Source organism: Sporosarcina sp. NCCP-2222, assembly GCF_023168145.1.
GTDB lineage: Bacteria > Bacillota > Bacilli > Bacillales_A > Planococcaceae > Sporosarcina.
This window is the reverse complement of record NZ_BQYK01000006.1, coordinates 140128-166759: the sequence shown is the minus strand read 5'-3', so window position 1 is coordinate 166759 and position 26632 is coordinate 140128. Positions and strand designations below refer to the sequence as shown.

Here is a 26632-nt window from a genome sequence, read left to right as displayed (position 1 = left end):
TATGATGGATAATAGGGGGACAAACATGTTGATGATCGACGTTCTTAAGGAGCATGCAACAAATCAGCCAAACAAGGTGTATACTTCGTTCGACGGCCGGGAGTGGACGTATGGCGAATTCTATGAAAAAGCGAAACGGATAGCAGCTTATTTTCAATCGAAAGAATATGAAAAAAACGATATTATTGCCCTCTATTCGTTAAACTCCGATCTCTTTCTCGTCTGTTATTTCGGCATCCAGCTTGGCGGCTATACGGTCATGCCGATCAATACGAAACTGGCCTCCCCAGAAGTAGAATATATCTTTCAGCATTCAGAAGCAAAAGCGCTTATTTACGATGAAAGGCTAGAAGAGGTAATTCAACAATCAACGCATGATTTTCGTGAGAAATTGTCCCTCGGTCCTTCTGGAGACATCATTCGAATCATCGAACAGGAGAATTCCGACGTTGCATCAGTTTTATTCCACCCGGATGACACAGCCGTCGTTATGTACACATCCGGTACGACTGGCAAACCGAAAGGAGTCATGCTGACACACCAAAATATTGTTTCAACTGCAGAAATCTGGTCCGAATCGATGGAGATAACGAATGAAGATCGCATGCTCATTTCAACACCCCTGTTCCATTGTGCTGCCAGTCACGTGTTTGCGATTCCAGTCACGTTCAAGGGGGGAACCGTCATTGTGGAAGAGGCTTTTTCGCCAACCGGAACAGTGGAGCTGATGAAAAAGACGCAGCCGACCATCTTTTTTGGCGTCCCTGCCATGTATACGATACTTCTGAATCTGCCGAACCGGAAAGAAATCGACATCCCTTCCTTGCGGCTGTTCTGTTATGGGGCCGCGCCCATGCCGTATGAAATGGTGAAAAAGCTGAAGGAAACCTTCCCGAACGTGAAAGTGCAAAATCTCTATGGGCAGACAGAGAATACACCAGCCGCCTCCACATTGAAGGATCATTTGGCACTTGAGAAGATCGGCTCAGTGGGGCAGGCCTTGCCGCAAACGGAACTGCGGGTAGTCGATGAATTTGGAGAATCGTTGCCAGTCGGCCAAGTGGGTGAAATTGTCATGAAAGGCCCGCAAGTGATGAAAGGGTATTTGAAGAATGAAGAGGAGACGAGGCGGGCAATACGTAATGGTTGGCTCTATACGGGGGATCTCGGGAAAATGGATGACGACGGTCTTTTATATATAGTGGACCGTAAAAAGGATATGATTATCCGCGGAGGAGAAAACGTGTATCCTGTCGAAGTGGAAGAAGTTCTGTATCAAATTCCTGAGCTGCTCGAAGCGGCAGTCGTCGGCGTTCCGGATGAAGTTCTCGGTGAAGTGCCGAAAGCCTATGCCGTTATAAAGGATGGAGAATCGATTACAGAGGAAGAAATCCTCTCTTATTGCCGTTCACAGCTTGCGAAATATAAGCTGCCGGTGGAAGTGGAGTTTTTACCTGAACTGCCGCGCAACGCTTCCGGTAAAGTGTTGAAGCACACGCTTCGGTCAACTGAACACTCTGTAAGATAATAACAAGGGCGTTCCTAATGAGGAACGCCCTTTTTGCTTTATTTTGATAAGAAAATCTCACCTTCAGGACCGAGCGGAATACCAAGCAGGTACCAAACCGCAAAGAGAAGGATCCACATAATGGCGAATGCAATGGAATAGGGCAATAAAGACGTCATGAACGTTCCGATTCCCATTTTCGGGTTGTACTTCTTAGCAAAAGTTAATGCGATGGCAAAATAGGCAAGCATCGGTGTAATCGGGTTGGTAATCGAATCTCCAATCCGGTATGCAGCCTGAGTTAGTGCAGGACTGTAGCCCATAATCATGAACATCGGCACGAAAACCGGCGCCAAAATGGCCCATTTTGCAGATGAACTGGCGATTAGGAAGTTGATCAATGCCGCCACGATAATGAAACCTATGAATAGCGGGACACCTTTCAAGCCAAGTGCTTCAAGTGTTTCAGCACCTTTAATCGCAACAATCGGACCTAGATTGCTCCAATTGAAATATGCAATCATTTGAGCAGCGACAAATGCGATGACGATATACATGCCCATCCCGGACATCGCCTTTGCCAAATGGTCTGCGAAGTCTTTTGAGTTTGTAATCGACTTAACGATTTTTCCATAAATAATAGAAGGAACAAGAAACAGAATCATCATTAACGGAACAAGGCTATCCATTAACGGGGATACAGTCAGTCCACCCGTTTCAGGGTGACGGAAGATACCGTTTTCCGGAATGGAAAGAGCCAGAACGGTGCCAAGGATGACCGCGACGGAAAGGGCAGCCCAAAGCAATCCTTTTTTCTCCGCCGGTGTCACTTCCTCTAATTCTTCCGTAATCCCTTCATATTTGCCGAGACGAGGTTCTACGATTTTAGTTGTCACAAACACAGCAACTGGTACAAGAACTAATGTAGAAAAAGCTAAAAAGTAATAGTTCATAGCAGGGTTCGCCTTGTAAGACGGGTCATAAATTTGCGCGCCGATCTCCGTAAAGCCGGCAACGAGAGGATCAAGAACGCTTAAGATCAAGTTTGCGGAAAATCCTCCGGCAACGGAGGCATAGGCAGCTGCCAGCCCTGCAATCGGGTGTCTGCCTAAAGCGATGAAAATCATGGCCACGATTGGTGGCAAAACGACCATTGCCGCATCCGCAGCCGCATTGCCTAAAATGGCAACGAGCACGATAGTCGGCAGGATAATTTTTTTAGGTGCGTTAAGAATCGTAGTTTTCATCACAGTTGAGATTAAGCCTGTCGATTCTGCTAATCCCACGCCGAGCATGACAACAAGCACAAGCCCGAGTGGCGGAAAACTTGTAAAATTCTTTACAAGATTCGTCAAGATCATGATGAGCCCATCGCCGTTCAACAAGTTGACCACCTTAATCTCTTCGCCTGTTCCCGGATTGATCGCCGTCGTGCCGAGTGCTCCAAAAATTGCGGAGCAGATTAAAATGATGACGGCAATATAAACAAATAACATAACCGGGTCAGGTAACCGGTTCCCGTATTTCTCAATAAAATCGAGAAATCGGTTAAATAACCCCCTCTTTTCACTCTTGATCTCCATTTCCTTCATTCTCCCATTTCCCCCTTTAATACTTTTATGTAGTAATGTATTAGTTAATTAACGTTCATTATGTCATATAATTATATAAATTCAATACTTTCTTTTTGATTAGAGAGTGAAAGAGGTTCGAGAGTACTCCTAACAAGTAATCTTGGCTTATCTCTTATGCCGGCGAATAGCACAAAACATAAAAGCCTGATTTCGATTCATACGAAATCAGGCTGGAAGGATGCAGTTACGCTTCACGTACATTCGGATATCGGACAATGGAAGAAGAGGCTATTCGCTTTTCAATTTCCGAAGCAATCGTCTCACCGTGAAATCGACCACCTTCAATATAGACGGTATTCGTAATGCCGCCTGTGACTACACCCGCAAGAAAGGCGTTCTTAACATTGGTTTCATACGTATATGGATCAAAGGAAGGTACGAGCGTATCAGAATTTATTGTGATGCCGATTTGCTGCAGCAACTGGGTATCAGGCTGGTACCCGATCAGTGAAAACACATAATCATTGGAAATGGTGACCGGTCCAGCAGGAGTATGTAGAGAAACTTGGGAATCCCCAATCACTCCAACACTGGAATTTGGATAAAACTTTATCTTTTCTTTTTCAATGAAATTCCGGATATCCAGCAGCAGAGAAGGTTTTATTCCTTTGTACACGGAATCCCCGCGATGGACTAAGGTCACTTGAGCGCCATTCCGATGAAGATCGATTGCCGCCTCCACTGCAGAGTTTTTTCCTCCGACGACCAGCACTTCTTGGCCGTAAAACGAATGGCCTTCCTTATAATAGTGCTTTACTTTCTGTAAATCTTCACCGGGAACGCCAATTCTTCTCGGATGGTCAAAAATGCCTGTGGCCATAACGAGCATACGGGATTGGTATGTGATGTCTGCGCCTTTCTGATCAACAGTACGAACCGTAAACAAGTCCTTTTTCTTTGCAATATGTACCACCTTTTGATGGCATGCAATCTTTAGATCGTTCCGGTCTGTAACAAGGCGATAGTATTTTAATAACTCTGTACGGGTCGGCCGCACTTCCTGAGAAATGAATGGGATATCCCCGATTTCCAGGCGGTCGGATGTGCTATAAAAACGCATGTCGAGTGGGCAATCGGCAATCGAATTTACAATGGCGCCTTTTTCGATTATGAGATAAGAAATTTTTCTTTTTTGAAGGGCGAGACCAGTCGCTAAGCCGCAAGGTCCTCCGCCGATCACAATGACATCATACATGTAAGAATTCCTCCACTCTCAAATGTTTAATTCCGCAAAGGGCAGTTGGAAGTGCTAAATCCATTTTCATGCTTTTACGGTTCTTGTCTAAAATTACCGCCGACACACATCGGCACATAAGCTAGCATGGACGAGTCTGCCTAGCGCTAAACAATGGATTGTTCGCACGGTTTGTGGGTTTCTTTTGACTGAAATTTAATAAAGCCTGCTATGGAAATAAAAAAGACCGGAAGGCACATGGCATTCCGGGCAGATGGTAATTATTTACCTATTAACTTATTCGCAAATTCCTGGATGGACATGGCGGAATGAACCCGCTGGCGATTTAATGCGTAAATCGGATCTCCTTGATAGACATTTCCTTCATTAATAGTGAAGGCGATGGAAATATGTGCGTCCGTCAAGGCTTGAACTGCTTCCGTGCTATATTTGCCGTATGGATACGCATGGGCATAAACGGAGCTGCCATTTGTGAGCAACGGTTCTATTACTTCATTCGCTTCCTGTATATCAGCAGCAATGGCCAAACGGGACTCCGATTGCATAATGCTTAGATTGGTCATGGTATTAAACATATGGAAGCTATGAGTATGGTTTTGGTAGGAATAAACGTCTTGTGTATTCATAATATCCTCTTCCGTTACCATACCGGCTCTGCCAATGCGGCTCGTAATAAGGAATGAAGTGGCTTGGAAGCCGTATTCCTTGAGGATTGGATACGCCAAGTCAACTGTGGACACATAGCCATCATCAAACGTAATGAGAACCGATTTCGCTGGCAAGGTTCCTTTCTTCTGCACCCAGTTCTCCAATTGGGCTGGAGAAATGGTTGTCCAACCGTTTTTCTTTAAATAGGCCATCTGTTCTTTAAACTTCTTCAATTCCAGTTCAGACGCATTATTGCCGACTTTGCGTTCCACGATATCATGGTACATTAACACGGGGATGCCCGTTTGGATTTTTATTTGGTCCTTTCGGATATATCCCGTTTTCCCTCCTACATTGATCGGATAGTAATTTCCTTTCATGCGCTGCAGGTGAACTGTCTCGTTCTTTTGAATCGTACCGACTGTTTTGGCCTGCACTGATGGTTTCTCTAAAATCGTGGCCACACCAATTGTTTTGGCTCGGACTGGATGCACAGCTTTCCAATTGCCCGGGGACTCTTGTGAGAGCGTTGCACGTTGCTTAGAGAATTTGACTTCTTCCCCACCGATTGCCGTGTAGTAATACTTGTCCGATTCCTTAATGACCGCGTGGGAAGTCCCTTTTAAGAAAACAGCTACTTTGCTTGTCTCTTTAAACACCGGCGTTGTTTCTGTGATATGAACCGCCTTCGGACTGCTAGCATCCGCTAAGGCAGGATAGGCTAAGATGAACAGCATCATGATGAACACTAATCGTTTCAATTTCTTTCATTTACCCCTTCTGTCCGCAAAAGAGGACCTCCTGGAAGTAGACATCACTTCCAAGATGGTCCCTTGCAGTATTTATTTTCCTTTTATTATAACATGTTTTGGCTCGCTGATTTATTGATTATTTCACTACATCGAACTATACGCAAAACAAGAAAATGGAATCTACATAGTATATCGGTAAAAAGCAGGAGGATGTTAGATGAAAATAACTAATAGAATGGTAACTTGGATAAGAATTAATATTATTTTCTAAAATAACTAACTTGCTTTTAAAGATAGATTACTATATTATTGTTGAAGTTATTAGAATATTTTTGGGGGTTGGTTTAATTGAAGAAAAGAAAGTATAGCTTGCTTTTTGTAAGCGCTTTATTAAGTGCGTCTCTTCTTTCGGCGTGTGGAGATGGGGGAAAACAGGAAGGGCAGAAAACGTCAAATTCGGACGGACTTGAAGCCAAAATAGTCACAATAGCAACAGGCGGTTCCTCAGGTCCTTATAATATTATTGGGACGACTCTAGCAAATGAATATTCCAATGAATTCGGCGTCAATTCAAAACCTCAATCTACTGGCGCTTCTGTTGAAAACCTCAATCTAATCAAGGAAGGAAAAGTGGAGATGGCGTTTGTTATGAGTGATGTGTTAACTGAAGCTGTCGAAGGAACTGGTAATTTTCCTGAGAAAGTAGAACAGGTTCAGCAGATTGCTGCTCTATATCCAAACTATGTGCAAATCGTAACGACCGCCAATTCCGGAATCAAATCAATAGAAGATTTAAAAGGGAAACGTGTAGCAGTAGGAGATCAAAATTCAGGCGTTGAAGTGAACGCAAGAAATCTTCTTGCGGGCTTTGGGATTACATATGATGACTTGAAGGTGGATTACCTTGGGTACGCAGAAGCAGCTGATGGACTGAAATCAGGAAGTATAGACGCTGCGTTTTTAACAAGTGGTTTACCGAACTCGTCAGTTATGGAGCTTGCGGCAAGTATTGATTTAACTCTAGTTGCTGTAGATAGTGCAAAAGTGGAGGAAATCTCTAAAGATCAACCATATTTTGTAGCAATGGATATACCTGCTGATACGTATGGCAATGCAGAAGCTGTACCAACTGCCGCTATTATGAATGCTTTAGTGGTGAGCAGTGAAATGAGTGAAGATGATGTATACAAACTAACAAAAAAATTCTTTGATAGTCTTGAGACATTAGGCAATTCTCATCAGGCCGCCAATGACATCTCACTAGAAAATGCACAACAAGGAATGGTGGCTCCTGTCCACCCTGGCGCGAAAAAGTACTACGATGAACAAAAGTAAAATGTATGTCGGTGGGGGCATGATACTATTCGTGCTCCTATTTTGTCTTTTCGGGCTGAAAATCCCTACAATTGAGGTTTGTTATGGAAATCAAAGTTTTTTCTTAACGAGCAATGATTTTCAACTTGGTTGGATCCACTCGGTAGAGAAAGAACCATGGTTTGAAACATACGAGAGAAAAGGAGGCGAGTTGTACCTAACATCAACAAAGTTCAAAACGTTTGGTGCAGGGGTTCCCACGGAGAACAGAATAATAAAGTCTAATGATGGTTTTATCCACATGTCTGTAAATAGAAAGATGAGTGAAGTTACTGTAACTGTATCTGAAAATGTTAAAACTACTTTATACACACATGAGAATATTATTCCTCTATATCAATTGATGGATGATTATGAAACGATAACCGTACGTATCGTCAAAATTTCTTTATGGGGGCGGATCAGGGGTGAGTCAATTGATTAAACAAGTTAATCAAAGTCAGGCAGATATACATGCTGAATCATTAACAGAAGAACAGCAATCCGAATTACTCGAAAAGTTTGATGCCGAATCAAAAGTAAGGAAGCCACGGAACAAGAAAATTGTTCTATTTGTATCAGTGGTCGCTATTTTTTATTCCCTATTCCATTTATATATCACATTTTATCCAATGCCAGCCTTGCAACAGCGTGCAGTTCATGTTGCCATTGGGATAGCCCTCATCTTTTTAATCTATCCTACACACGGAAAACAAGATAGAAGTAAGATTGCTATCTACGATTGGCTGCTATTCGTTTTGGCACTTTGGACAGCGGGTTATTTGATCTGGGAGTATTCTGCAATAGTTACTTCCCGGGGCGGAATTCCGAATACTGCTGATATTGTAATGGCTATACTGGCAGTTGTCCTAATATTAGAAGCAGCAAGAAGGGTTACTGGCTGGATATTGCCTCTCTTGGCTTTGCTATTTCTTTCTTATCCATTTTTCAGTCACATGGATTGGCTTCCTGTGAAGATGATGACAAGGCAATATGATTTTGGAGACATATTTGGACAGATGTACTTGAAGACGGAAGGATTATATTCGACCGCAATCGGAGCTTCCGTATCATTTATATTTCTGTTTATCTTGTTTGGAGCTTTTTTGGCCAAGTCAGGGATGGGGCAGTTTTTCAACGACTTAGCACTTGCCTTAGCCGGACATAAGCAAGGGGGGCCTGCTAAAGTAGCAGTCATTTCAAGTGGTTTCATGGGAAGCATCAATGGAGCTGCAGTGGCAAACGTAGTAGGAACCGGTGCTTTTACGATTCCGATGATGAAACGTGTAGGGTACTCTAAAAATTTCGCGGGAGCTGTAGAAGCAAGTGCATCCGTTGGGGGGCAAATATTACCGCCAATTATGGGGGCAAGCGCTTTTATCATGGCTGAAACGACAGGCGTAAAATACGGAACTATTGCATTGGCTGCATTGATACCGGCAGTATTATATTTTTTAGCAGTGATCATGCAGGTTCACTTTAGAGCAGGAAAAGAAAATTTAAAAGGCATTCCAAAGCCGGATCTACCGCGGGTAAAAGAAGTTATGAAGGAACGTGGGCATTTATTGCTGCCGATTTTATTTCTTGTCTACTTACTCTATAGAAATGTGCCAATTGGACATGCTGCCTTCTATACAATTATTGCAACTGTGATTGTGGCGGCATTCCGAAAAACGACGAGAATGTCATTTAAAGATATTTTGGGAGCGCTCGATAGTGGGGCTCGTCAGTCGTTATCCGTCATGGTTGCCTGTGCTGTAGTCGGTATTATCATTGGAGTTGTCAGTTTAACTAGTTTCGGTAACGTAATGACAACATCAATAGCTAGCTTAGGTGCGGGTTCATTATTTTTAACTCTATTCTTTACAATGCTTGCATCCATGATTCTGGGAATGGGACTTCCATCCATACCGGCATATATTATTACCGCTACCATGGCTGCCCCGGCATTAGCCGCTTTTGATATTCCCATTCTTGTTGCCCATATGTTTGTCTTTTATTTCGGGATCTTTGCTAATATTACTCCGCCTGTTGCATTGGCCGCTTTTGCCGGGGCAGGCATTTCTGGGGGAGATCCAATGAAAACAGGTTTTACGGCGTTAAAACTTTCTGCTGCCGGGTTTTTAATTCCTTATATGTTCGTCTATAATCCAGCAATGTTAATGCTTGATACGACAAATGTAGCTATGAATGCAAGAGAGTTTCCGGTTGCTGCTACATTAGATATTGCCTTGATAACTATTACTGCGGTGGTGGGGATTATTGGATTAAGTGCTGCTATCGAAGGATACTTTAAAACGAATTTGAACCTAGTGGGACGAATTGTTTTAGCTGCAGGCGCGCTACTGTTAATCATACCTGAAACGATTACCGACGTAATAGGAATCATCACAGTTGGTATTATGTTCTTCCTTAACTCTATAAAAAGCAAACGAGCCGATTTAATAGAAGCAAATAGATAAGAATCAAGTAAAGTGAAGGGATTCCTTCACTTTTTTGCTTATCCTTCATTACGAAATAAGTATCGATAAAGTTAGAAAAAAATGTATACTGAAACTATAAGTAGAAAAGGGGCGATTGATCTGTTAAAAAGACCGAGTGTACGTTTTATTCTTTTGTTTATCACATCCATCCTGTTTTATTTGCCATTCGCCTCTTTGGCTTTAGCCGAACCGATTGAGGATATACGGCAGCTGATTCGGGATGAATATGTGGATTCTGTTCCTGAATCCGTGTTATCGAAGAAGGCGGGAAAGGAGATAACAGATGCACTGGATCCGCATTCTGTCTACCTGTCGAAAAAGGAATTTGAAGGATTTATCAACGCGATTGACCAGCGAATTTTTGGGATTGGTATTGTGCTTGAAGAGCATGCAAAAGGTGTAAAAGTTATTTCGGTTATTCCGAAAAGTCCTGCGGAGCAAGCGGGAATACTGCAGGGCGACATCATTACAAATGTTAATGGAACGTCCATTGCTGGTAAGACAGTGCAGTCTGCTGTTACTTTAATCGGAGGGGAAGAGGGGACAGTCGTTACGCTTTCTATTGAGCGACCTGAAGTTTCAAAAGCGATTACCATGAAAGTGAAACGACAAGAAATTCATTTGCCTGTCGTGGAGTCGGCCATGCTGGGTGGGCATGTCGGCTATATCCGCTTAAATAGCTTTTCCAATGAAGCTGCGGGTGAGATGAATGAGGCTATTCGTTCTTTGAAAGGGGCTAAAGGCTGGATCGTCGACTTGCGAGATAATGGAGGCGGCTATATTACAGCAGCCCAAGACGTAGCAGGATTCTTTCCTGAAGTCCGTTATGCTTTTCAGTTGAGGGAGAAAAATAAACAACCGATACTTTACGAAGCGCATCGGCAGAAAAATCTGCTGGAAGGACCGGCCGCTTTATTAATTAATGAATTTAGCGCAAGTGCTTCCGAAATGGTTTCTGCGACGGTGAAGGAAAAAAGTGCAGCGACCTTATATGGACAACGGTCTTATGGTAAAGGAACGATGCAATCGATGTATCCATTTACTGATGGCAGCGTTTTAAAGCTGACGACTGCGCGGTTTTACTCTCCAGGAGGGCAAGCTGTCGATCAAGTGGGAGTGTTACCTGATCAAGAAACAGAGATTGGAGAAGAAGTCATTCAAGCTCATCGTGATCTGCTAATTTCTGGTGTGCAAGGATACTCGCGCATGCGTCCCCTGCTCAATGTGCCGAAGACAAAGACCTTTACGATAGAAATGAATACAAAAATGAATTGGAGGACTCTATCCTCCAACACGGTGCAATTGATTGAATTAGGCGGTGAAGAAGTGCCTGTCGCAATCCAAGGAAAGAACAGCACGACTGTAATCATATCACCGAAAAAACCATTGTTGGCAGGGGGCAAGTATATGTTGATTGTCCATCCGAATGTAACCAGTCAAGCTGGCAAACCGATGAAAAAAGGAATTTATGTTGAAGTTCAAGTGAAACAATAAAAAGAAAGAGCTATCCCATTGTCTATTAAATGGTGAAGCTCTTTTTTGATTTATTTTCTCGGGGTGATTGGGTAACAGGATGTAGGTGACGACGCTGAATTTCTCGTTCCAGTAAAAGGATAAAATCCCGGCATAGCTGTAGGTCTTTAGCTTTTGAATAGCTTTCCAGGAGAAGATCATCAGGCATTTCACTCATTTCAATTCACCTCCAAAATAGTTCTAAATAGTATTTGATTATCATATAGTAGTAGGTGCTGCATTGGAGTTATCCTTACTTTAGCAGAAATTAAAAAAAGGAACAACCGTTCTATTTATCCACATAAGCAAGTGGATAAGTTGTGGTTAAGTTGTTTATAAAGGGGTAAAGCCAGTGTTTGTCGTGGGGATATTGTGAATAATGTTATCCACAGTTGTGGAGTGTAGGGGATCATGTCGAAACTTTATTCTGATTAATTAAATTGTCAGTATAATTTAGCGGTATTTGTCGAATTACGTATTGTTATTTTTGCTCTCTTCAGATAATGTGTTTGTATAGTGAAGTTTGGGGGGATCAAATTGTTTCAATTTGATACATTGGGCCAGGAAATTGTGGAGGAGTTGTCCTGCTTAATTCAAGAACAAGTAATTTTGACGGATCGGCGCGGTTTCATCCAAGCCAGTACCGATCCAAAACGAATCAATCAATTTCATGAGGGAGCTTTGCTGAGTCTGCGCCAAAAACAGATTCTCTATATGACTGACAAAGAGCTGGAAAGGCTGAGGGGTGTAAGAAAAGGAATTGTTTTGCCGCTTATCATTTCTGGCGAGCCGATTGCAGTTCTTGGGATAACAGGCGACCCGGAAAAAATTCAACCACAGGCGCAGTTGATTTTGCGGGTGGTCGAGTTATTCATTCAAGATAGTTTGAAAAGGAAAGAGAAGGAAGAAAAAGTGAGGGAACGGGAGTTTTTCGTTTTTGAATGGCTCACTTCGTCCAAAAAAGATGAACGTTTTCTGGAACGGGGTACCTTGCTTGGGATAGATGTTGAAAAATACAAACAAGTCATCGTCATCGAAGCAGTGAATGACGATGACCAGTTTACTGTGGAAGAGTTGGACAGCTTTATTGCAATACAAAACATCCATCCGGAGATGAAAATGACCCGGTGGGGACAAAACAAACTCCTTCTCTTATTGCCTGATATTCCCGAAGACAAATTAATGAACGAGCTCGAATATTTCCTGCTGCATCTCAAGAGGAGAAAAAAAATTGCGGTGGCTGCCGGTATTGGAGGCAGTGCACACCCTCTCGAGTTAGGAAAATCTTTTAACGAGGCCGAACGGGCAGTAGCCGTCTCCAAAAGAGTAGGGCGGGTCGTTTTGGAACGCGAGCTTCGTTTTGAATTAATTATCCAAAGCCTGCCTGAAACGACATGCGACGAATTCATTCGCCGGACGGTCGAACCGCTCGGGGGAGATGTGGAACTGCTCCATAATTTACGGATCTGGTTCAGTGAAAATCAATCCATGCAAAATACAGCACAGAAGCTTCACATCCATAAAAACACGTTAAGCTATCGACTTCAAAAAGTAGAACAGCTGACCGGACTGTCTGTATCTGATATCCATGACGTATTCCTTCTCTACCTAGGCATCCGATTATGGGATGAAAGGGAAAGCCGCCTTGTTACGATGTAGCAAGGTTTTTTTGTTTGAAAAGGACATTTTGATGCTCAGAAAAGTCACTCGGAATATGTCTGTATGCTCTTTAATGTGCGAAGCGCTCGTATCTTTGCCTGAACCACTCGTATAACCTATCAACCACTCGTATATCTCCAATACCGCTCGATTCTCCTGACGAACCTCTCGTATAAGTTGGCAACAGCTCGTATATTTCATGGACCGCTCGAATAAGCAGGCTAACCGCTCGTATCATTTCCTTGTTGTAATTACTAATGTAATTAGATTGAACTACATTTTTGAATGCCTGATTATCTCGTCAGACTGTTCATAACTTCTTGTAGTGTACTCGAAGAATCGAAATGACTACTTTACCTAAATTAATAAGTTATCCGTATACGAAACGGTCGTCGCTTCCCGCGGTGTCCTTAAATATCTAGAAGAAGTGCTCGTTTCTTCTCTCGAGTGGTCATTAGTATGCTCGTTAACTCATGAAAACTGCTCATAACCTCTCTTTCACTTAAACTTAATCAATCGCAAGACTGGCTCAAGCCTAAAGCCTAAAGCCTAAAGCCTGTGGCACCCCCCCACCATTATCAATTCAGCTATCTCGTAACCAATCAACTTCTTCAATAAACCTTTCCATATGCGCTTCATTGGACTAAAGTATTATCCTCGTCCGACTCTTTATATGAGTTTATTACTAAAAATTCCATAAGACTTTTGTACAAAGAACCAAAAAATGTGTCTAATTTTTGTCCAAAGGTTGTGTGTGTGACTATATCATATAAATGTTCAGACTATTAGAATGAAAACAAGAATCAGAAAGTTAGAGGGGGCGGGTGAATGGATGAAGTGGTGTTGGAACGGCTGATTGCGATCACTGGCCGTTCTTATGCGAAGACGACGACCGCTCAGAAGTTGGCTTATTCCTATGATGCGACGGCGAATTTTCAGGCATTGCCTGATTTGGTGTTGTCGCCATCTTCAATAGAGGAAGTGCAGGAAATTGTGAAAGTGTGTGCCGCTAACGGGGTGCCGATCGTATCTCGTGGATCGGGCACGAATTTGGCAGCAGGCACGGCGCCGACGTCAGGTGGCGTTGTTCTTCTGTTTAATCGAATGAATCAAATTCTGGAGCTGGATGAAGAGAATTTGACGATTTCGGTTCAGCCGGGCGTCATTACTCGGGAGATCAATGAAGTGGTGGAGTCAAAAGGCTTCCTGTATCCGCCTGATCCCAGTTCGATGAAAATTTCGACGATTGGCGGAAATGTCGCGGAGAATTCCGGCGGATTGCGTGGATTGAAATACGGCGTGACCCGGGATTATGTAAAAGGGCTGAAGGTGGTTCTGCCATCCGGAGAACTGCTGACGACCGGTGGAAAGTTGACTAAAGATGTGGCGGGCTATGATTTGACGAGTTTGTATGTCGGTTCGGAAGGGACACTCGGGGTCATTGTCGAGATTACACTTGGATTGATTCCGGCGCCTAAGACGAAACAGACGCTGCTCGTTTTCTATGACAAATTGGAAAAGGCGGCGGAAACGGTATCGGCGATTATCGCAGCGAAGATTGTGCCGGCTACGCTCGAGTTTATGGATAAAGGGACGATCGAGACCGTTGAAGATTATATGAAAATCGGTCTTCCGACAGACTGTGAGGCAATGCTGCTCATAGAGCAGGATGGCGAACCTGCTGTCGTTACGGAAGATATGAAACTCATTCATCAGATCTGTCAGGAGAAAGGTGCTACTTCGACGCAAATGGCACAATCGGCCGAAGAAGCGGAGCAGCTGAGCACCGCCAGGCGGGTTGCATTGTCGGCACTTGCGAGAAAACGTCCGACGACCATTTTAGAGGATGCGACAGTACCCCGTTCGGAAATTGCTAATATGGTGAGGGCTATCCAGGAAATCGCTAAAAAATATGACCTGCTCATTTGTACATTCGGCCATGCGGGTGATGGCAACTTACATCCGACCATCTTAACCGATGTGCGGGATGAGGACGAAATGACTCGTGTTGAAATGGCGTTTGCCGAGATTTTTAATCATGCGATTCAACTCGGTGGAACGATTACCGGAGAACATGGTGTCGGGGAAATGAAGGCTCCTTACTTAGAATGGAAAATCGGTACGACAGGCATCGAATTAATGAAAGCGCTTAAATTAGCGGTTGATCCTTTGAACATCATGAATCCAGGCAAGATTTTCGCCAAAGATTCGAAGAAGAGAGTTGTGGTGCACAATGGGTAGCCTTCAGGCTGAAAAAATCAGGCAATCCTTCGTCACTCATGTGGATGAAGACCGGCTGATGGATTGTATGCGGTGCGGTTTCTGTCTTCCCGCTTGTCCGACATATATCCACTCCGGGCATGACGAGACTCAATCACCGCGCGGCCGGATTGCCTTGATGAAAGCGGTGCGGGATGGAGTAGTTGAGTGGGATGGTTCCATAGAGGAAGCATTTGACCTTTGCCTCGGCTGCCGGGCTTGTGAGCCGGCATGTCCGGCTGGCGTGCAATATGGCACGCTAATTGAGGAGACGCGGGACGCGATAGTTTCTGCGAAAGATCAATCGCTCAAGGAAAAGCTCATACGCAAAGGGGCATTTGACCATCTGTTTGCGGATCAGCGAAAAATGCAGGCCGCAGTGAAACTGGTGACATTTTATCAAAAGACGGGCCTTCAAAAAGTGGTGCGGAAGATCGGTTTCCTGGAATTGTTCCCTTCCTTTATGAAGGATATGGAGCGGGCTTTGCCAGAACCGCCTAAACGAAAAAAAGAGCCGGGGTTACAAAGTCCGGTACAAACGAAAGTCGCCTTTTTTACAGGGTGTCTTATGGACACGATGTTCAAGGAAACGAATCGGAATACGATCGAGCTTCTAGAACGGTTAGGATGCGAGGTTGTCTTGCCAAAAGGCCAGCAGTGCTGCGGCGCGTTGCAAGGCCATAGCGGGGAAATGGATCGGGCGAAACGGAATGCTTTAGCGAACATCCAAGCATTTGATGACGTGGATTTTGATTTTATTGTAAATAATGCCGGAGGCTGTGGCGCATTTCTTTCGGAGTATGACCGTTTGTTCGAAGGGGAGTCCCCTGAAGTGCATGCAAAAGCACAGCGGTTTGTGGACAAGCAGATTGACATTTCTTCGTTGCTTGTGAAGCTCGGCATCGTGGCTGAGCTTGAGAAATTGCCTTCCACAGAGGCAGTGGAAATCGTCACCTATCAGGATTCCTGTCATTTGCGGAATGTGAATGGGGTCACGGACGAACCACGTACGATCTTGAAAGCGGTACAAAGCAGTGTGTTTACGGAAATGCCTGGCGCGAATCTCTGTTGCGGTTCCGCTGGTATCTATAATTTGCTTCAACCCGAAATGGCGTCAAAAATTTTGGAATCGAAAATGAAAGAGGTGAAAATGATTCAGGCATCGACCATTATTACGACGAATCCAGGGTGCTTGCTTCAAATGAAGGTAGGGGTGGAGCGTGAAGGTCTTTCTTCGACCGCACGAGCCATGCATTTGGTGGATTTTATTCACGAAAAGATAATCCAATAATCGGAGGGAAATGGAATGAGAAAAAGAAAGAGCACAATTTTGGGGACAATCGGTTTATCCGCAATGTTATTGCTAGGGGCTTGTTCATCAGCGAAAGGCGATACGGAATCAGGTGCAGGGTCAGAGGACAAGTCATACAACTTGAAGATGTCTGTAACAGTTAATGATTCTTCGACTTGGTACAAAGCAGCAGAGAAGCTTGCGAGCGACATGAAGGAAGAAACCGATGGGCGCATCAATATCGAAATCTATCCGAATGAACAGCTGTCCGGCGGAGATTCCGGTAAAGGCGTTGAATTATTGGCAAAAGGGCAAACCGATTTGAGTTTCCACTCGACAATTATCTATTCCATCTTGGATCCTCGTTTCGGAGTAGCCAGCGCGCCATTCCTTTTCAAGGACACGGATGGTGTTGACAAAGTGTTTGGCGGAGAAGGTGGAGACGCGGTCGCTGACATCCTTCGCGAAAAAGGGGTCGAGACATTAGGTTTCGGAGAAAACGGTTTCCGTCAAATCACAAACAGCAAACATGAAATCAAATCGCCTGAAGACTTGAAAGGAATGAAAATCCGTATTCCTGGAATCACGATGTATACAGACCTGTACAGAGAACTAGGCGCGGATCCGACGACAATGACATTCTCTGAAGTATTCACGTCCTTGCAGCAAGGCACAATTCATGGTCAGGAAAACCCGATCGACGTCATTCACTCATCTAAGTTGAACGAAGTACAAGATTACATTACAACATGGAACTACTCTTATGATCCACTAGTGCTTGGAATTAACAAGAAGTTATTTGACTCTATGAGCAAAGAAGATCAGGAGCTTTTCAAGAAACTAGGCAAAGAAGCAGCAGAGTACCAAGTGAAAATCGCACGTGAAAAAGAAGCGAATCAAATCGATGCACTGAAATCATCCGGCATGCAGTTCTATGAGCCGACAGAAGCAGAATTGGCATCGTTTAAAGAAGCAGTTCAGCCAGTCTATGATAAGTACAAGGATATTTGGGGCGAAGACTTGCTAAAAGCGTTCCAAGACCAATAATACTGGGGGTTACATGAATGGAAAGAGTAATCAGCAAGTTGGAAGAATGGATTGTCGCTATTGTATTGTCCATCATGTCAACCATCGCATTCGTCAATATCCTCTCGAGGGGATTTGCAAGTTATTCCTTCTCATTTACGGAGGAAGTGACCGTCAATCTATTCGTTATGCTGACGTTTGTCGGAACAGCCATTGGTGTGCGTGAACACGCACACCTTGGCTTTACTCTTCTTTATGATATGGCGAATGCTGCGTTCAAGCGGGTCATTTCCGTACTTGTCGGTCTGATGATGCTCCTGCTGTTCGGCGTTCTTCTTTATTTCGGTATACAAATGGTGCAATTCCAAATGGACATGGGCCAAAAAACACCATCACTCGGCTGGCCGCAATGGTGGTTCTCTCTCGCGATGCCGCTTGGTGCGCTACTATGCATCTATCGGACCGTCCAAGTGACGATAAAAGAATTGCGGGGACAAGATGAGAAAGGGGAGCAGCTCTCATGATGGCGTTTATTTTATTCGGTTTGTTTTTCCTGTTAGTCATGTTGCGTATGCCAATTGCGATTGCGCTTGCTGTGTCCTCCATTGCCGTCTTGTTCACAGGCAGCGGGGTATTCGGTTTGGAACTGGTTGCCGACATTATGTATACAAGTGTAGCGAAATTCACGTTGCTGGCGATTCCGTTTTTTATTTTAGCCGGTGTCATCATGGAGCAGGCGGGCATTTCCAAGCGTTTGATTGATTTCGCCCAATCGTTGGTAGGCCATCGTAAGAGCGGTATTGTGTTTGTAACCGTATTAACGGCAATCTTCTTTGCGGCCATTTCAGGCTCAGGCCCGGCAACAGTTGCGGCTATCGGAGGCATCCTTGTGCCGGCGATGGTGAAAAGCGGTTACAAGAAGGAGACAGCGGGCGGCCTCGTTGCAAGTTCTGGAGCGATCGGCATTATCATCCCGCCAAGTATTGCGTTCATCGTCTTTGCTGTCGTGGCAGGCGATCAAATTCCTGTGTCCATCGGCCGTTTATTCATGGCGGGCGTAGTGCCAGGGTTGCTATTAGGGTTAGGTTTCATACTGGCAGCGATGTATGTCAGATGGAAACAAGAGAAGACAGAAGGACCAATCGAGGTTGTCATGACGAAAAAGGCGACTGGCGAGGAAAGACTGAAAGCGTTTACAGGCGCCATTTGGGGGCTTCTCATCCCAGTTATCATTCTCGGCGGGATTTACGGCGGTTTCTTCACACCGACTGAAGCGGCGGTTGTCGCTGTATTTTATGGGCTGTTCGTCGGTTTCTTTATCTACCGCGAATTAACACTGAAAAAACTGTACGACATTTTGATCGCTTCTTCGATTCAAACAGCGGTTGTTATGTTTATCGTCAGTGCGGCTTCTGTGTATGCCTATATCATTACGACAGAACAAATTGCACGACAAATTTCAGACGCGATGCTGAGCATCTCGGATAACCCAATCATCATCCTATTGCTTGTAAATGTTTTATTGCTTATTGCAGGTATGTTCATTGATGCCATCTCTGCTTATTACATATTCATTCCGATTTTATTGCCGATCATGCTTGCTTTCAATGTGGACCCGACTGTGTTTGGCGTTTTCATGACGGTTAACTTGGCAATTGGTTTGTTTACTCCTCCCGTCGGACTCAATTTGTTCGTCGCGGCAGGCATATCGAAAACGTCGATCGGCCAAATATCGAAAGGTGTGCTGCCTTTCGTCGTATCATCCATCATTATTCTGTTATTAATCACATATATCCCGCAGATTTCAACATTCCTGCCGGATCTATTGAACATTAAATAGGGGGCGACATCGTGAGATTAAAGGGACAAACAGCAATCATTACAGGTGCGGCCAGCGGTATTGGCGCAGAATCGGCGATTATCCTGTCTAGGGAAGGTGCCAATATTGTTCTCGTTGATTTGAATTCATGCGAGAAAACAATCGAATCGATCCAAAGCCAATCGACCGATGCGAGCGTCATGGAATGCCTCGGGGATATCCGCGATCCTGAATTTGTGAAAGCGACGGTCGCCCGGGCTTCCGATACGTACGGAGAACTTCATATTCTAGTGAACAATGCGGGAACATGCGGCAGACTCGGTATTGATACGATGACGCTTGATGTGTGGGACCGTGATATGGATACAAATGTGAAAGCTGCATTTCTGTTTATCCAGGCGATTGTTTATCCGCATATGGTCGAGCAGAAATACGGGCGGATTATCAATATCAGTTCGATTTCCGGCATGAATGGCGGCGTCATTTCAGGCCAGGAGGATAATAACGGGCGTTCCGGCCCAGCCTATTCCGCTTCCAAAGGGGCAGTCATTGCCCTGACCAAGTGGGTGGCAAAGGAGCTTGGCGTTCACGGGATTACATGCAACTCGGTAGCGCCTGGCGCAACATTGACTGGCATTACGACAGGCGTTGCTTACGATGTAAGCCAGCAAGCTATTAAACGGATGGGGACTCCGCAAGATATTGCCGAGGCCGTTCTTTATTTCGCTTCACCGGAGTCAAGCTATACAACAGGGCAAGTAATCAAAGTTGATGGAGGCTACAGCTTTGGATAATCGGGTTCAAGCAGTATTAGATCAAAAAACGAATCGGATTGCCGGAAGGTTCATGAAAGGGATCGACCTTTTTGAAGGGTTTAAGGAAGTTTGCCGTGCCTATCAAGTGACGGCCGCTCAATTCCAATGCATCGGGTCACTTGATTACGCGACGTATGTCCAACTGGATCAAACGGCGGAGGGCGGCTTGAAATATTCCAAGAAGCTTAAGACGGACACGCCAATCGAATTGTTGTCGGGTACAGGGTTTATCGGTCTGGATTTGCAAGGCGAATTGGAAGTTCATTTTCATGGAATGTTTATTGACTGTGATAAAAAAATTGATGGCGGCCATTTTATCGACGGAGAAAATCCGGTAGCTGTCACGATTGAATATATGCTGTTTCCGTTGCATGAAGTCGCGTTACAGCGCGGAAACGACGAATTTTGGAATATGCCTGTATTCCAATTCGCGGAGAAGGAGTGATTCATTGTGGAAACGTTAGGTAAACTTGCGGTGAAATCAGCGTTGGCTAATCCAGATAAGCTCGCTGTGAAAGACAAAGACCGTTCGTTCACATATAAAGAGTTGTTGGAAAGAGCCCATGCGCTAGCCGCATATTTCCATCATAAAGGATTAAAGAAAGGCGACCGGATCGGCATTTTGATGCCAAACTGCCTGGAACATATTGAGTTGGATGTCGCGGTGGCGCTTGGCGGGTTCATTAAAGTGCCGCTCAATTACCGTCTCCATCCGAAAGAGCATCAGTATATGCTGACTGATGCTGATGTTGGCTTGTTAATAGGTGATCAGGAGCTTATTGACGCAATTGGAACCGAAGTGGAGACGCTGTGGGTCGGGGCGGATTATGAAAAAGTCATCCAATCCTATGTCGGTGCAGGGTTTGCGGAACATGTGGAAGAAGACGAACTATTCGCCATCATGTACACCTCTGGCACGACAGGCAATCCAAAAGGGGTTATGCTCTCCCATCGAAATATGATTGCAGGGGCAGTCTCTTTGGCAGTTGTTTGCGAAACGGATTATGACGATATTATCGGCCACGTGGCGCCGCTGACGCACGGAAGTAATTTTCTATCCCATGTAGCTTGGCTGTATGGATTGACGCAAGTGGTTTTCGATAAATTCGAACCGGAAGAATTCGTTAATGATCTGGCAAGAGAAAAAGTATCTATCATTTTCCTCGTGCCGACGATGGTTAACTTGATGATTCAGCATCCGAATTTTGATCCTTCCAAACTCTCGACATTAAAGAGCATAAACATGGCAGGATCCCCAATTGCGGCAAGCAAGCTAGAGCAGGCTCTCCAGCTGACAGGGCCAATTTTTGCTGAGACGTACGGACAAGTTGAGGCGCCGATGTGCATCACAATGATGCCAAAAAGGGAACTAGGCACCCGTCTTGAATCATGCGGACGAACTGGCCTGTTTGTCGACGTGAAGATCGTGGATGACGAAGGGAAAGAGCTTCCTGACGGTGAAGTCGGGGAAATCATTTGTAAAGGATCCCTCGTCATGAAGGGGTACTGGAACAATGAAAAAGCGACAGCGGAAACTTTACAAGATGGTTGGCTCCATACTGGTGATTTAGGCTGGAAGAATCCAGAAGGGTATGTCCATATCGTTGACCGGAAGAAAGATGTGATTATTTCTGGTGGCGTGAACATTTACCCGCGTGAAGTGGAAGAAGTCTTGAACATGCATCCAGGCGTTAAGGAGACATGTGTCATCGGCGTGCCGGATGAGAAATGGGGAGAGAACGTCATTGCTTATGTCGTGCCAAATGGTACGCAGCAGGTGACGGATGAACAGCTGCTCGCACTCTGCATTGAAAATATGGCCAGCTTTAAAAAGCCGAAGGAGATTCATATTGTCGAGGAATTGCCGAAAAGTTCCTACGGAAAAATCCTAAAGCGCGAGCTGCGCAACCAGCATGAAGAGGTGAAAGCATGACGAATGTATATGTACACGGCGTCGGCATGACACAATTTGGGACCTTCGTAGATCGGACGATGAAGGACTTGTTGCTCGATGCTTGTATTCAAGCGTTGAATGAAGCAGGCAATCCGAAAGTGGACGCGGTCTATGTCGGAAATTTCATGGGCGGTTCCATTTATAATCAAGAAATCCTTGGCGCCATTGTGGCGAATGAATTAGGCCTTGGATTCATTCCGACAGCTAAAGTCGAAGGAGCATGCGCTTCCGGCGGCATCGCGGTTCGACAAGGAGTGCTCGGTATTCAGAGCGGTGAATATGAGACCGTTTTGGTAGCTGGTGTTGAAAAGATGAAACATGCATCCACTGCCGATGTCACACAGGCGATCAATGCAGCGATGGACAATGATTCAAATGAAAAGCGTGCGGGGCTCACATTCCCTGGTTTCTTTGGAGTGCTAGCCAACCGGTACTTTTATGAAACCGGTGCTTCCAAAAAGCATCTGGCAATGGTGGCACTGAAAAATCGGGAAAACGCGATGCAAAACCCGCTGGCTCAGTTCCGCAAACCAGCCACTTTAGAAGAAATCATGGAAGCTAGAATGATTACGAACCCGCTCGGTTTGTTCGATTGTTCGCCGATGACGGATGGTGCTGCGGCAATCGTTTTGTCGAGCAAAAAGTCACCGGTTCACGTCCGTTCGTCCGCCCAAAGTTCCGGACCAACGCAAATGCAGGACGCCGATGATTTATTATCCATTCCTGCCATCAAGGAATCAGGCCGGCTCGCATACGAAAAAGCAGGTGTTGGACCGGAAGATATTGATGTCGTGGAAATCCATGACTGTTTCTCCATGACGGAAATGCTTGCGATCGAAGAGCTCGGCTTTTTTGCAAAGCGTGAAGGCTGGAAAGCAATTGAGGAAGGCCGCACTAAAGTGATAGGTGACAAGCCGGTCAACACGAGCGGCGGACTGTTATCTCGTGGCCATCCAATCGGTGCAACTGGAATTTCTCAGCTCTATCAGCTCGTACATCAGTTGAGAGGGACTGCGCCAAATCAAGTGGAAGGCAATCCGCGTCTCGCTTTGGCACAAAATTTAGGTGGAACGGGATCCTATTCCGTTGTGCATATTTTGGAGAGGGTGTGAGGGTCATGAAGATTTTTGCTTGCATGAATTGTGATTATCATAGTGTGACATCCAAGTACACTTGTCCGAAGTGTCAGCAGGGAAAGCTGCAGGAGACTGAAGTTTCTCCAAAAGGAACGGTTTATAGTTTTACGGATATTCATGTCGCACCGGCAGAATTCGCACATATCGCTCCCTATACAGTTGCTTTGATCCAGCTTGATGAAGCACCTGTCAAAGTGACGGCACGGATGGATAGCGAAGTCACGATTGGAGATGCAGTTGAGTTAAAAGGACTTGAAGAGGGAGCATTCATTTACACGAAGGCTAATTAGTTCTTCGAATAAAATCATGGCAACAGAAGGCTTGTGCATCGGATCGAAGCGATCTGCTGTACAGGTCTTCTTGTCTAGGAGGCGAAGGAATGAAGGTCATCCCTCTTATCACTGGTGTCATCTCGAAATACTTGCCGATTTGGATTGTAGCCTTGTCCCTAGTGGCGTATGCGTTTCCAGAGGCATTCACTGCCATACGAGGCCTGACTGGGGTCGGGCTGGGTACCATTTTCTTACTAATGGGTTTATCGCTGTCAACCGATAAACTGCTTCAAGTCATTAAACATCCGAAATACGCATGCCTTGGCGTGCTTTTCAAATGGACAATCATGGTAGCCGTATCCATCACAATTGCCTATCTTTTTTTCCGAAATGAAGCGGAAATTGCAACCGGCATTATTTTGGCAGGAACCGTTCCAAGTGGCACATCCGCGAATATTTATACGTTCATTGCCGGCGGTGAAGTGGCAGTCAGCATTACAATGGCGACAATGGATACATTCATTTCACCGCTGCTGACCCCGGCACTCGTCCAGTTTTTCGCAGGGAAATTAATTCCGATCGCTTTCTGGCCGCTGTTTCTCAATATCATTTATATTGTCTTCCTTCCGCTTTTGGCAGGTTTATTTATTCAAAGGAAATGGCCGAAGCCGGTCGGGAAAGTCAGGCCGTATACAGCCGTCTTATCCCAATTGTCCTTATTCATCGTCATCCTGTCCGTTATTTCGAATGCACAGAAATCGTTGCAGGAGAATTTAACGATCTTGCCTTTGATTTTCATCGCAGTCACTCTGCAAGTCGCCATTCCGATGGCCGCAGGTTATTTCGTTGCACGGCTCTGCAAAGCACCAGAGGAGACGGCGCGTGCAATTTTATTCCACACGGGTATATGCAACACCGCTCTTGCAGCAACGCTTGCCATGGAACATGTCAGTTCGCTAGCGGCCGTTCCCGCAGTTGCCAATATGGTTGTCAATTTGACGATCGGAGCAACAGTCGCAAGTCTATTTGAAAATAAATTCAAGATTCCTAGTCGCTGAAGCGAAATGTTTTGCAGAGTCCAACATTTTATTGGCTCCTGATGACATATCTTTTACTACTAGCACATCGGGAGGAAAGCGGTTGAGACAAAAATGGTGGACGTTATTGTTTGTAATATGCATTTCGTTGCTGCTAACTGCCTGTCAAGGAAATCGTGCGGCCACGCCGTTATCTCCTGTAGAAGCAGCCAATCTGGCTGCAGAATGGGCAACGACGGAATTGGCCGTAGTGAACGGGGGCTTCTATGAAGAAGGGGAATACGAAACATTTCTTTACAAAGGCATGAACTATCGTTATTTGGCCAGCCATATTGATTCAAAGAAAAAACTGACGGCTGAACTTCGGAAGACGATGACGAAAAAAGGAGCCAAGCGTTTTATGAAAGATAATGGGATTCTTTCCTATAAGAAGAGGATGGCGCAGCCAGAAGCAGAATTTGTGAGTGAGCTCATGTGGAATGTCGCTACGGTAAAGGAATTGAAGGCGAAAAAAACCAAAATGGTTATGGAATTGACGGTACCGATCGGGGAAACTAGAACGGCGGAAAAAATGAAATTCACGTATGTCTATAAAAAAAGGCATGGATGGCGAATAGACAAAGTGGAAAAATAAGTATGGCCCCATGGTTATGCACAAAAAAATTTACAAAATGTCATATGTAATGTAGTATGCAATATATCGCCAATGTAAGCGATTACAATAAATATCACTATTCCTAATTGAAAAATAATTATAAAAAGAGTGTTGACTCTACCGATTATCCGATATATGATAGCAACAATCTATTACGAGTTGTGATTCAATTCACAATCTACTATCAGCTTGATGCTGGTATCGGTCGATTTGTTAGGAGAGAATGCAATGAGAAGTGACATGATAAAAAAAGGCATCGATCGAGCACCTCATCGCAGCTTGCTATATGCGACAGGTGTGAAGACGAAAGATCTGGAAAAACCTTTTATTGGCGTATGCAATTCATATATTGATATTATTCCGGGCCACAAGCATTTGAACCATTTCGCGGAAATCGTTAAAGAGGCGATTCGGGAAGCGGGTGGCATTCCGTTCGAATTCAACACGATCGGAGTCGATGACGGAATCGCGATGGGACATATCGGAATGCGTTATTCGCTTCCTTCCCGTGAACTGATTGCAGATTCTGCGGAGACCGTCATTAACGCCCATTGGTTTGACGGAGTCTTTTACATTCCAAACTGCGACAAAATTACGCCGGGCATGCTAATGGCGGCAGTTCGAACGAACGTCCCTTCCGTTTTCGTATCAGGGGGCCCAATGGAAGCTGGCGTCTCAGCAACAGGTGCACCACTTTCTCTCACATCGGTGTTTGAAGGCGTCGGAGCCTACAAATCAGGAAAAATGTCTGCTGAAGAATTGCTCGACATTGAAACGAATGCCTGTCCGACATGTGGATCTTGTTCCGGAATGTTCACAGCGAACTCAATGAACTGCCTGATGGAAATGCTCGGATTGGCATTGCCGGGGAACGGAACGATCGTCGCAACTTCGGATGAGCGTCATAAGCTCATTAAAGAGGCGGCAAAACATCTTATCCGGATGGTGAAAGAGGATATTAAACCTCGAGATATCGTTACTAAAGAAGCAATCGATGATGCATTCGCATTGGACATGGCGATGGGCGGATCGACAAACACCGTCTTACATACACTGGCCATTGCACATGAAGCAGAAATCGAATATAGCGTGCAGGACATTAACACAGTAGCAGAACGAGTTCCGTACTTAGCTAAGATCATGCCGGCTTCAGACGTTTCGATGGATGATATTTTTAAAGCAGGCGGAGTCAGTGCAATCATTAACGAGCTGACGAAAATACCAGGAGCCATCCACCCAGATCGGATTACCGTGACAGGAAAGACAATCGGAGAAGACGTGAAGGATTACCACATTACAAATGAACAGGTCATACGGACGAAAGACAATCCGTACAGCCCGGTCGGAGGCCTCTCCGTACTATTTGGAAATATCGCACCGGATGGCGGGGTCATCAAGGTCGGAGCAGTTGATCCATCTATCAAGGAGTTTGTCGGAGAAGCGATTGTATTTGATTCTCAAGAGGCAGCGCAGGAAAACATCGATAATGGCACTGTGCGAGAAGGGCATGTTGTCGTAATCCGGTATGAGGGACCAAAAGGCGGTCCGGGAATGCCGGAGATGCTTGCACCGACTTCCGCGATCCAAGGACGCGGACTCGGAACAAAAGTTGCACTTATCACAGA

The 26632-nt window shown here is 45.0% G+C and carries 23 protein-coding genes; 19 read left to right on the top strand and 4 right to left on the bottom strand.

Annotated elements, in window-relative coordinates; genetic code table 11:
- The first annotated feature begins 25 nt into the window (after positions 1–25).
- Entirely contained in the window at positions 26–1528 is a 1503-nt protein-coding gene (locus NCCP2222_RS14170) for a class I adenylate-forming enzyme family protein (protein ID WP_248512997.1), read from the top strand.
- Between the two features lie 38 nt (positions 1529–1566).
- Here the strand turns inward: NCCP2222_RS14170 and NCCP2222_RS14165 are convergent, their stop codons facing one another.
- The 3 genes from NCCP2222_RS14165 to NCCP2222_RS14155 all read right to left on the bottom strand — a co-directional run bounded on the left by NCCP2222_RS14165 (position 1567) and on the right by NCCP2222_RS14155 (position 5745).
- Complete coding sequence (locus NCCP2222_RS14165) at positions 1567–3090, bottom strand: AbgT family transporter (RefSeq protein WP_375709192.1); 1524 nt, start codon at positions 3088–3090, stop codon at positions 1567–1569.
- 235 nt (positions 3091–3325) lie between these two features.
- A complete protein-coding gene (locus tag NCCP2222_RS14160; RefSeq protein WP_248512995.1) occupies positions 3326–4336 on the bottom strand; it encodes a YpdA family putative bacillithiol disulfide reductase in 1011 nt (336 codons plus the stop codon).
- 260 nt (positions 4337–4596) lie between these two features.
- Positions 4597–5745, bottom strand: a complete 1149-nt coding sequence (locus tag NCCP2222_RS14155) for a polysaccharide deacetylase family protein (protein WP_248512994.1) — start codon at positions 5743–5745, stop codon at positions 4597–4599.
- Positions 5746–6084: 339 nt separating this feature from the next.
- Between NCCP2222_RS14155 and NCCP2222_RS14150 the strand changes: the two genes are divergently transcribed.
- From NCCP2222_RS14150 to NCCP2222_RS14135, 4 genes are all read left to right on the top strand, one after another.
- Entirely contained in the window at positions 6085–7071 is a 987-nt protein-coding gene (locus tag NCCP2222_RS14150; RefSeq protein WP_248512993.1) for a TAXI family TRAP transporter solute-binding subunit, read from the top strand.
- Positions 7058–7534, top strand: a complete 477-nt coding sequence (locus NCCP2222_RS14145) for a DUF1850 domain-containing protein (protein WP_248512992.1) — start codon at positions 7058–7060, stop codon at positions 7532–7534. The genes NCCP2222_RS14150 and NCCP2222_RS14145 overlap by 14 nt, the downstream gene beginning before the upstream one ends.
- 25 nt (positions 7535–7559) lie before the next feature.
- Positions 7560–9551, top strand: a complete 1992-nt coding sequence (locus NCCP2222_RS14140; RefSeq protein WP_248513074.1) for a TRAP transporter permease — start codon at positions 7560–7562, stop codon at positions 9549–9551.
- Between the two features lie 81 nt (positions 9552–9632).
- A complete protein-coding gene (locus tag NCCP2222_RS14135; RefSeq protein ID WP_248512991.1) occupies positions 9633–11066 on the top strand; it encodes a S41 family peptidase in 1434 nt (477 codons plus the stop codon).
- A gap of 25 nt (positions 11067–11091) precedes the next feature.
- Here NCCP2222_RS14135 and sda read toward each other — a convergent pair whose 3' ends face one another.
- Entirely contained in the window at positions 11092–11262 is a 171-nt protein-coding gene (gene sda / locus NCCP2222_RS14130) for a sporulation histidine kinase inhibitor Sda (RefSeq protein ID WP_248512990.1), read from the bottom strand.
- A gap of 359 nt (positions 11263–11621) precedes the next feature.
- Here sda and NCCP2222_RS14125 point away from each other — a divergent pair, with 359 nt between their 5' ends.
- From NCCP2222_RS14125 to ilvD, 14 genes are all read left to right on the top strand, one after another.
- Positions 11622–12743, top strand: a complete 1122-nt coding sequence (locus NCCP2222_RS14125; RefSeq protein ID WP_248512989.1) for a CdaR family transcriptional regulator — start codon at positions 11622–11624, stop codon at positions 12741–12743.
- 828 nt (positions 12744–13571) lie between these two features.
- Complete coding sequence (locus NCCP2222_RS14120; RefSeq protein WP_248512988.1) at positions 13572–14984, top strand: FAD-linked oxidase C-terminal domain-containing protein; 1413 nt, start codon at positions 13572–13574, stop codon at positions 14982–14984.
- Positions 14977–16293 carry a (Fe-S)-binding protein gene (locus NCCP2222_RS14115; protein WP_248512987.1) on the top strand — a complete coding sequence of 439 codons (1317 nt, stop codon included), beginning with the start codon at positions 14977–14979 and terminating at the stop codon, positions 16291–16293. The genes NCCP2222_RS14120 and NCCP2222_RS14115 overlap by 8 nt, the downstream gene beginning before the upstream one ends.
- Positions 16294–16308: 15 nt before the next feature.
- On the top strand, positions 16309–17340 hold the full coding sequence (locus NCCP2222_RS14110; protein WP_248512986.1) for a DctP family TRAP transporter solute-binding subunit: 1032 nt from the start codon (positions 16309–16311) through the stop codon (positions 17338–17340).
- 17 nt (positions 17341–17357) lie between these two features.
- Positions 17358–17843: a TRAP transporter small permease gene (locus NCCP2222_RS14105; RefSeq protein ID WP_248512985.1), complete on the top strand. Its 486-nt coding sequence runs from the start codon at positions 17358–17360 to the stop codon at positions 17841–17843.
- Entirely contained in the window at positions 17840–19159 is a 1320-nt protein-coding gene (locus tag NCCP2222_RS14100; protein WP_248512984.1) for a TRAP transporter large permease, read from the top strand. Before NCCP2222_RS14105 ends, NCCP2222_RS14100 begins: the two co-directional genes overlap by 4 nt.
- Before the next feature lie 11 nt (positions 19160–19170).
- Positions 19171–19932, top strand: a complete 762-nt coding sequence (locus NCCP2222_RS14095; protein ID WP_248512983.1) for an SDR family NAD(P)-dependent oxidoreductase — start codon at positions 19171–19173, stop codon at positions 19930–19932.
- Positions 19925–20398: a PCC domain-containing protein gene (locus tag NCCP2222_RS14090; RefSeq protein ID WP_238080590.1), complete on the top strand. Its 474-nt coding sequence runs from the start codon at positions 19925–19927 to the stop codon at positions 20396–20398. Before NCCP2222_RS14095 ends, NCCP2222_RS14090 begins: the two co-directional genes overlap by 8 nt.
- A 6-nt stretch (positions 20399–20404) precedes the next feature.
- A complete protein-coding gene (locus tag NCCP2222_RS14085) occupies positions 20405–21886 on the top strand; it encodes a class I adenylate-forming enzyme family protein (protein WP_248512982.1) in 1482 nt (493 codons plus the stop codon).
- Entirely contained in the window at positions 21883–23019 is a 1137-nt protein-coding gene (locus tag NCCP2222_RS14080; protein ID WP_248512981.1) for a thiolase C-terminal domain-containing protein, read from the top strand. Before NCCP2222_RS14085 ends, NCCP2222_RS14080 begins: the two co-directional genes overlap by 4 nt.
- A gap of 5 nt (positions 23020–23024) precedes the next feature.
- Positions 23025–23333 carry a Zn-ribbon domain-containing OB-fold protein gene (locus tag NCCP2222_RS14075; protein ID WP_248512980.1) on the top strand — a complete coding sequence of 103 codons (309 nt, stop codon included), beginning with the start codon at positions 23025–23027 and terminating at the stop codon, positions 23331–23333.
- A gap of 89 nt (positions 23334–23422) precedes the next feature.
- Entirely contained in the window at positions 23423–24373 is a 951-nt protein-coding gene (locus NCCP2222_RS14070) for a bile acid:sodium symporter family protein (protein WP_248512979.1), read from the top strand.
- Between the two features lie 82 nt (positions 24374–24455).
- Positions 24456–24986 carry an IseA DL-endopeptidase inhibitor family protein gene (locus tag NCCP2222_RS14065; protein WP_248512978.1) on the top strand — a complete coding sequence of 177 codons (531 nt, stop codon included), beginning with the start codon at positions 24456–24458 and terminating at the stop codon, positions 24984–24986.
- Positions 24987–25235: 249 nt separating this feature from the next.
- On the top strand, positions 25236–26632 hold a 1397-nt coding region (gene ilvD, locus NCCP2222_RS14060), incomplete at its 3' end, for a dihydroxy-acid dehydratase (protein WP_248512977.1).

What these genes read in the sequence shown, in the direction of transcription:
- NCCP2222_RS14170 (WP_248512997.1), top strand. Translation starts at nt 26, where the DNA reads ATGTTGATGATCGACGTTCTTAAGGAGCATGCAACAAATCAGCCAAAC.
- NCCP2222_RS14165 (WP_375709192.1), bottom strand. Translation starts at nt 3,090, where the DNA reads ATGGAGATCAAGAGTGAAAAGAGGGGGTTATTTAACCGATTTCTCGAT.
- NCCP2222_RS14160 (WP_248512995.1), bottom strand. Translation starts at nt 4,336, where the DNA reads ATGTATGATGTCATTGTGATCGGCGGAGGACCTTGCGGCTTAGCGACT.
- NCCP2222_RS14145 (WP_248512992.1), top strand. Translation starts at nt 7,058, where the DNA reads ATGAACAAAAGTAAAATGTATGTCGGTGGGGGCATGATACTATTCGTG.
- NCCP2222_RS14135 (WP_248512991.1), top strand. Translation starts at nt 9,633, where the DNA reads ATGTATACTGAAACTATAAGTAGAAAAGGGGCGATTGATCTGTTAAAA.
- sda (WP_248512990.1), bottom strand. Translation starts at nt 11,262, where the DNA reads ATGAGTGAAATGCCTGATGATCTTCTCCTGGAAAGCTATTCAAAAGCT.
- NCCP2222_RS14120 (WP_248512988.1), top strand. Translation starts at nt 13,572, where the DNA reads ATGGATGAAGTGGTGTTGGAACGGCTGATTGCGATCACTGGCCGTTCT.
- NCCP2222_RS14115 (WP_248512987.1), top strand. Translation starts at nt 14,977, where the DNA reads ATGGGTAGCCTTCAGGCTGAAAAAATCAGGCAATCCTTCGTCACTCAT.
- NCCP2222_RS14110 (WP_248512986.1), top strand. Translation starts at nt 16,309, where the DNA reads ATGAGAAAAAGAAAGAGCACAATTTTGGGGACAATCGGTTTATCCGCA.
- NCCP2222_RS14105 (WP_248512985.1), top strand. Translation starts at nt 17,358, where the DNA reads ATGGAAAGAGTAATCAGCAAGTTGGAAGAATGGATTGTCGCTATTGTA.
- NCCP2222_RS14100 (WP_248512984.1), top strand. Translation starts at nt 17,840, where the DNA reads ATGATGGCGTTTATTTTATTCGGTTTGTTTTTCCTGTTAGTCATGTTG.
- NCCP2222_RS14080 (WP_248512981.1), top strand. Translation starts at nt 21,883, where the DNA reads ATGACGAATGTATATGTACACGGCGTCGGCATGACACAATTTGGGACC.
- NCCP2222_RS14075 (WP_248512980.1), top strand. Translation starts at nt 23,025, where the DNA reads ATGAAGATTTTTGCTTGCATGAATTGTGATTATCATAGTGTGACATCC.
- NCCP2222_RS14070 (WP_248512979.1), top strand. Translation starts at nt 23,423, where the DNA reads ATGAAGGTCATCCCTCTTATCACTGGTGTCATCTCGAAATACTTGCCG.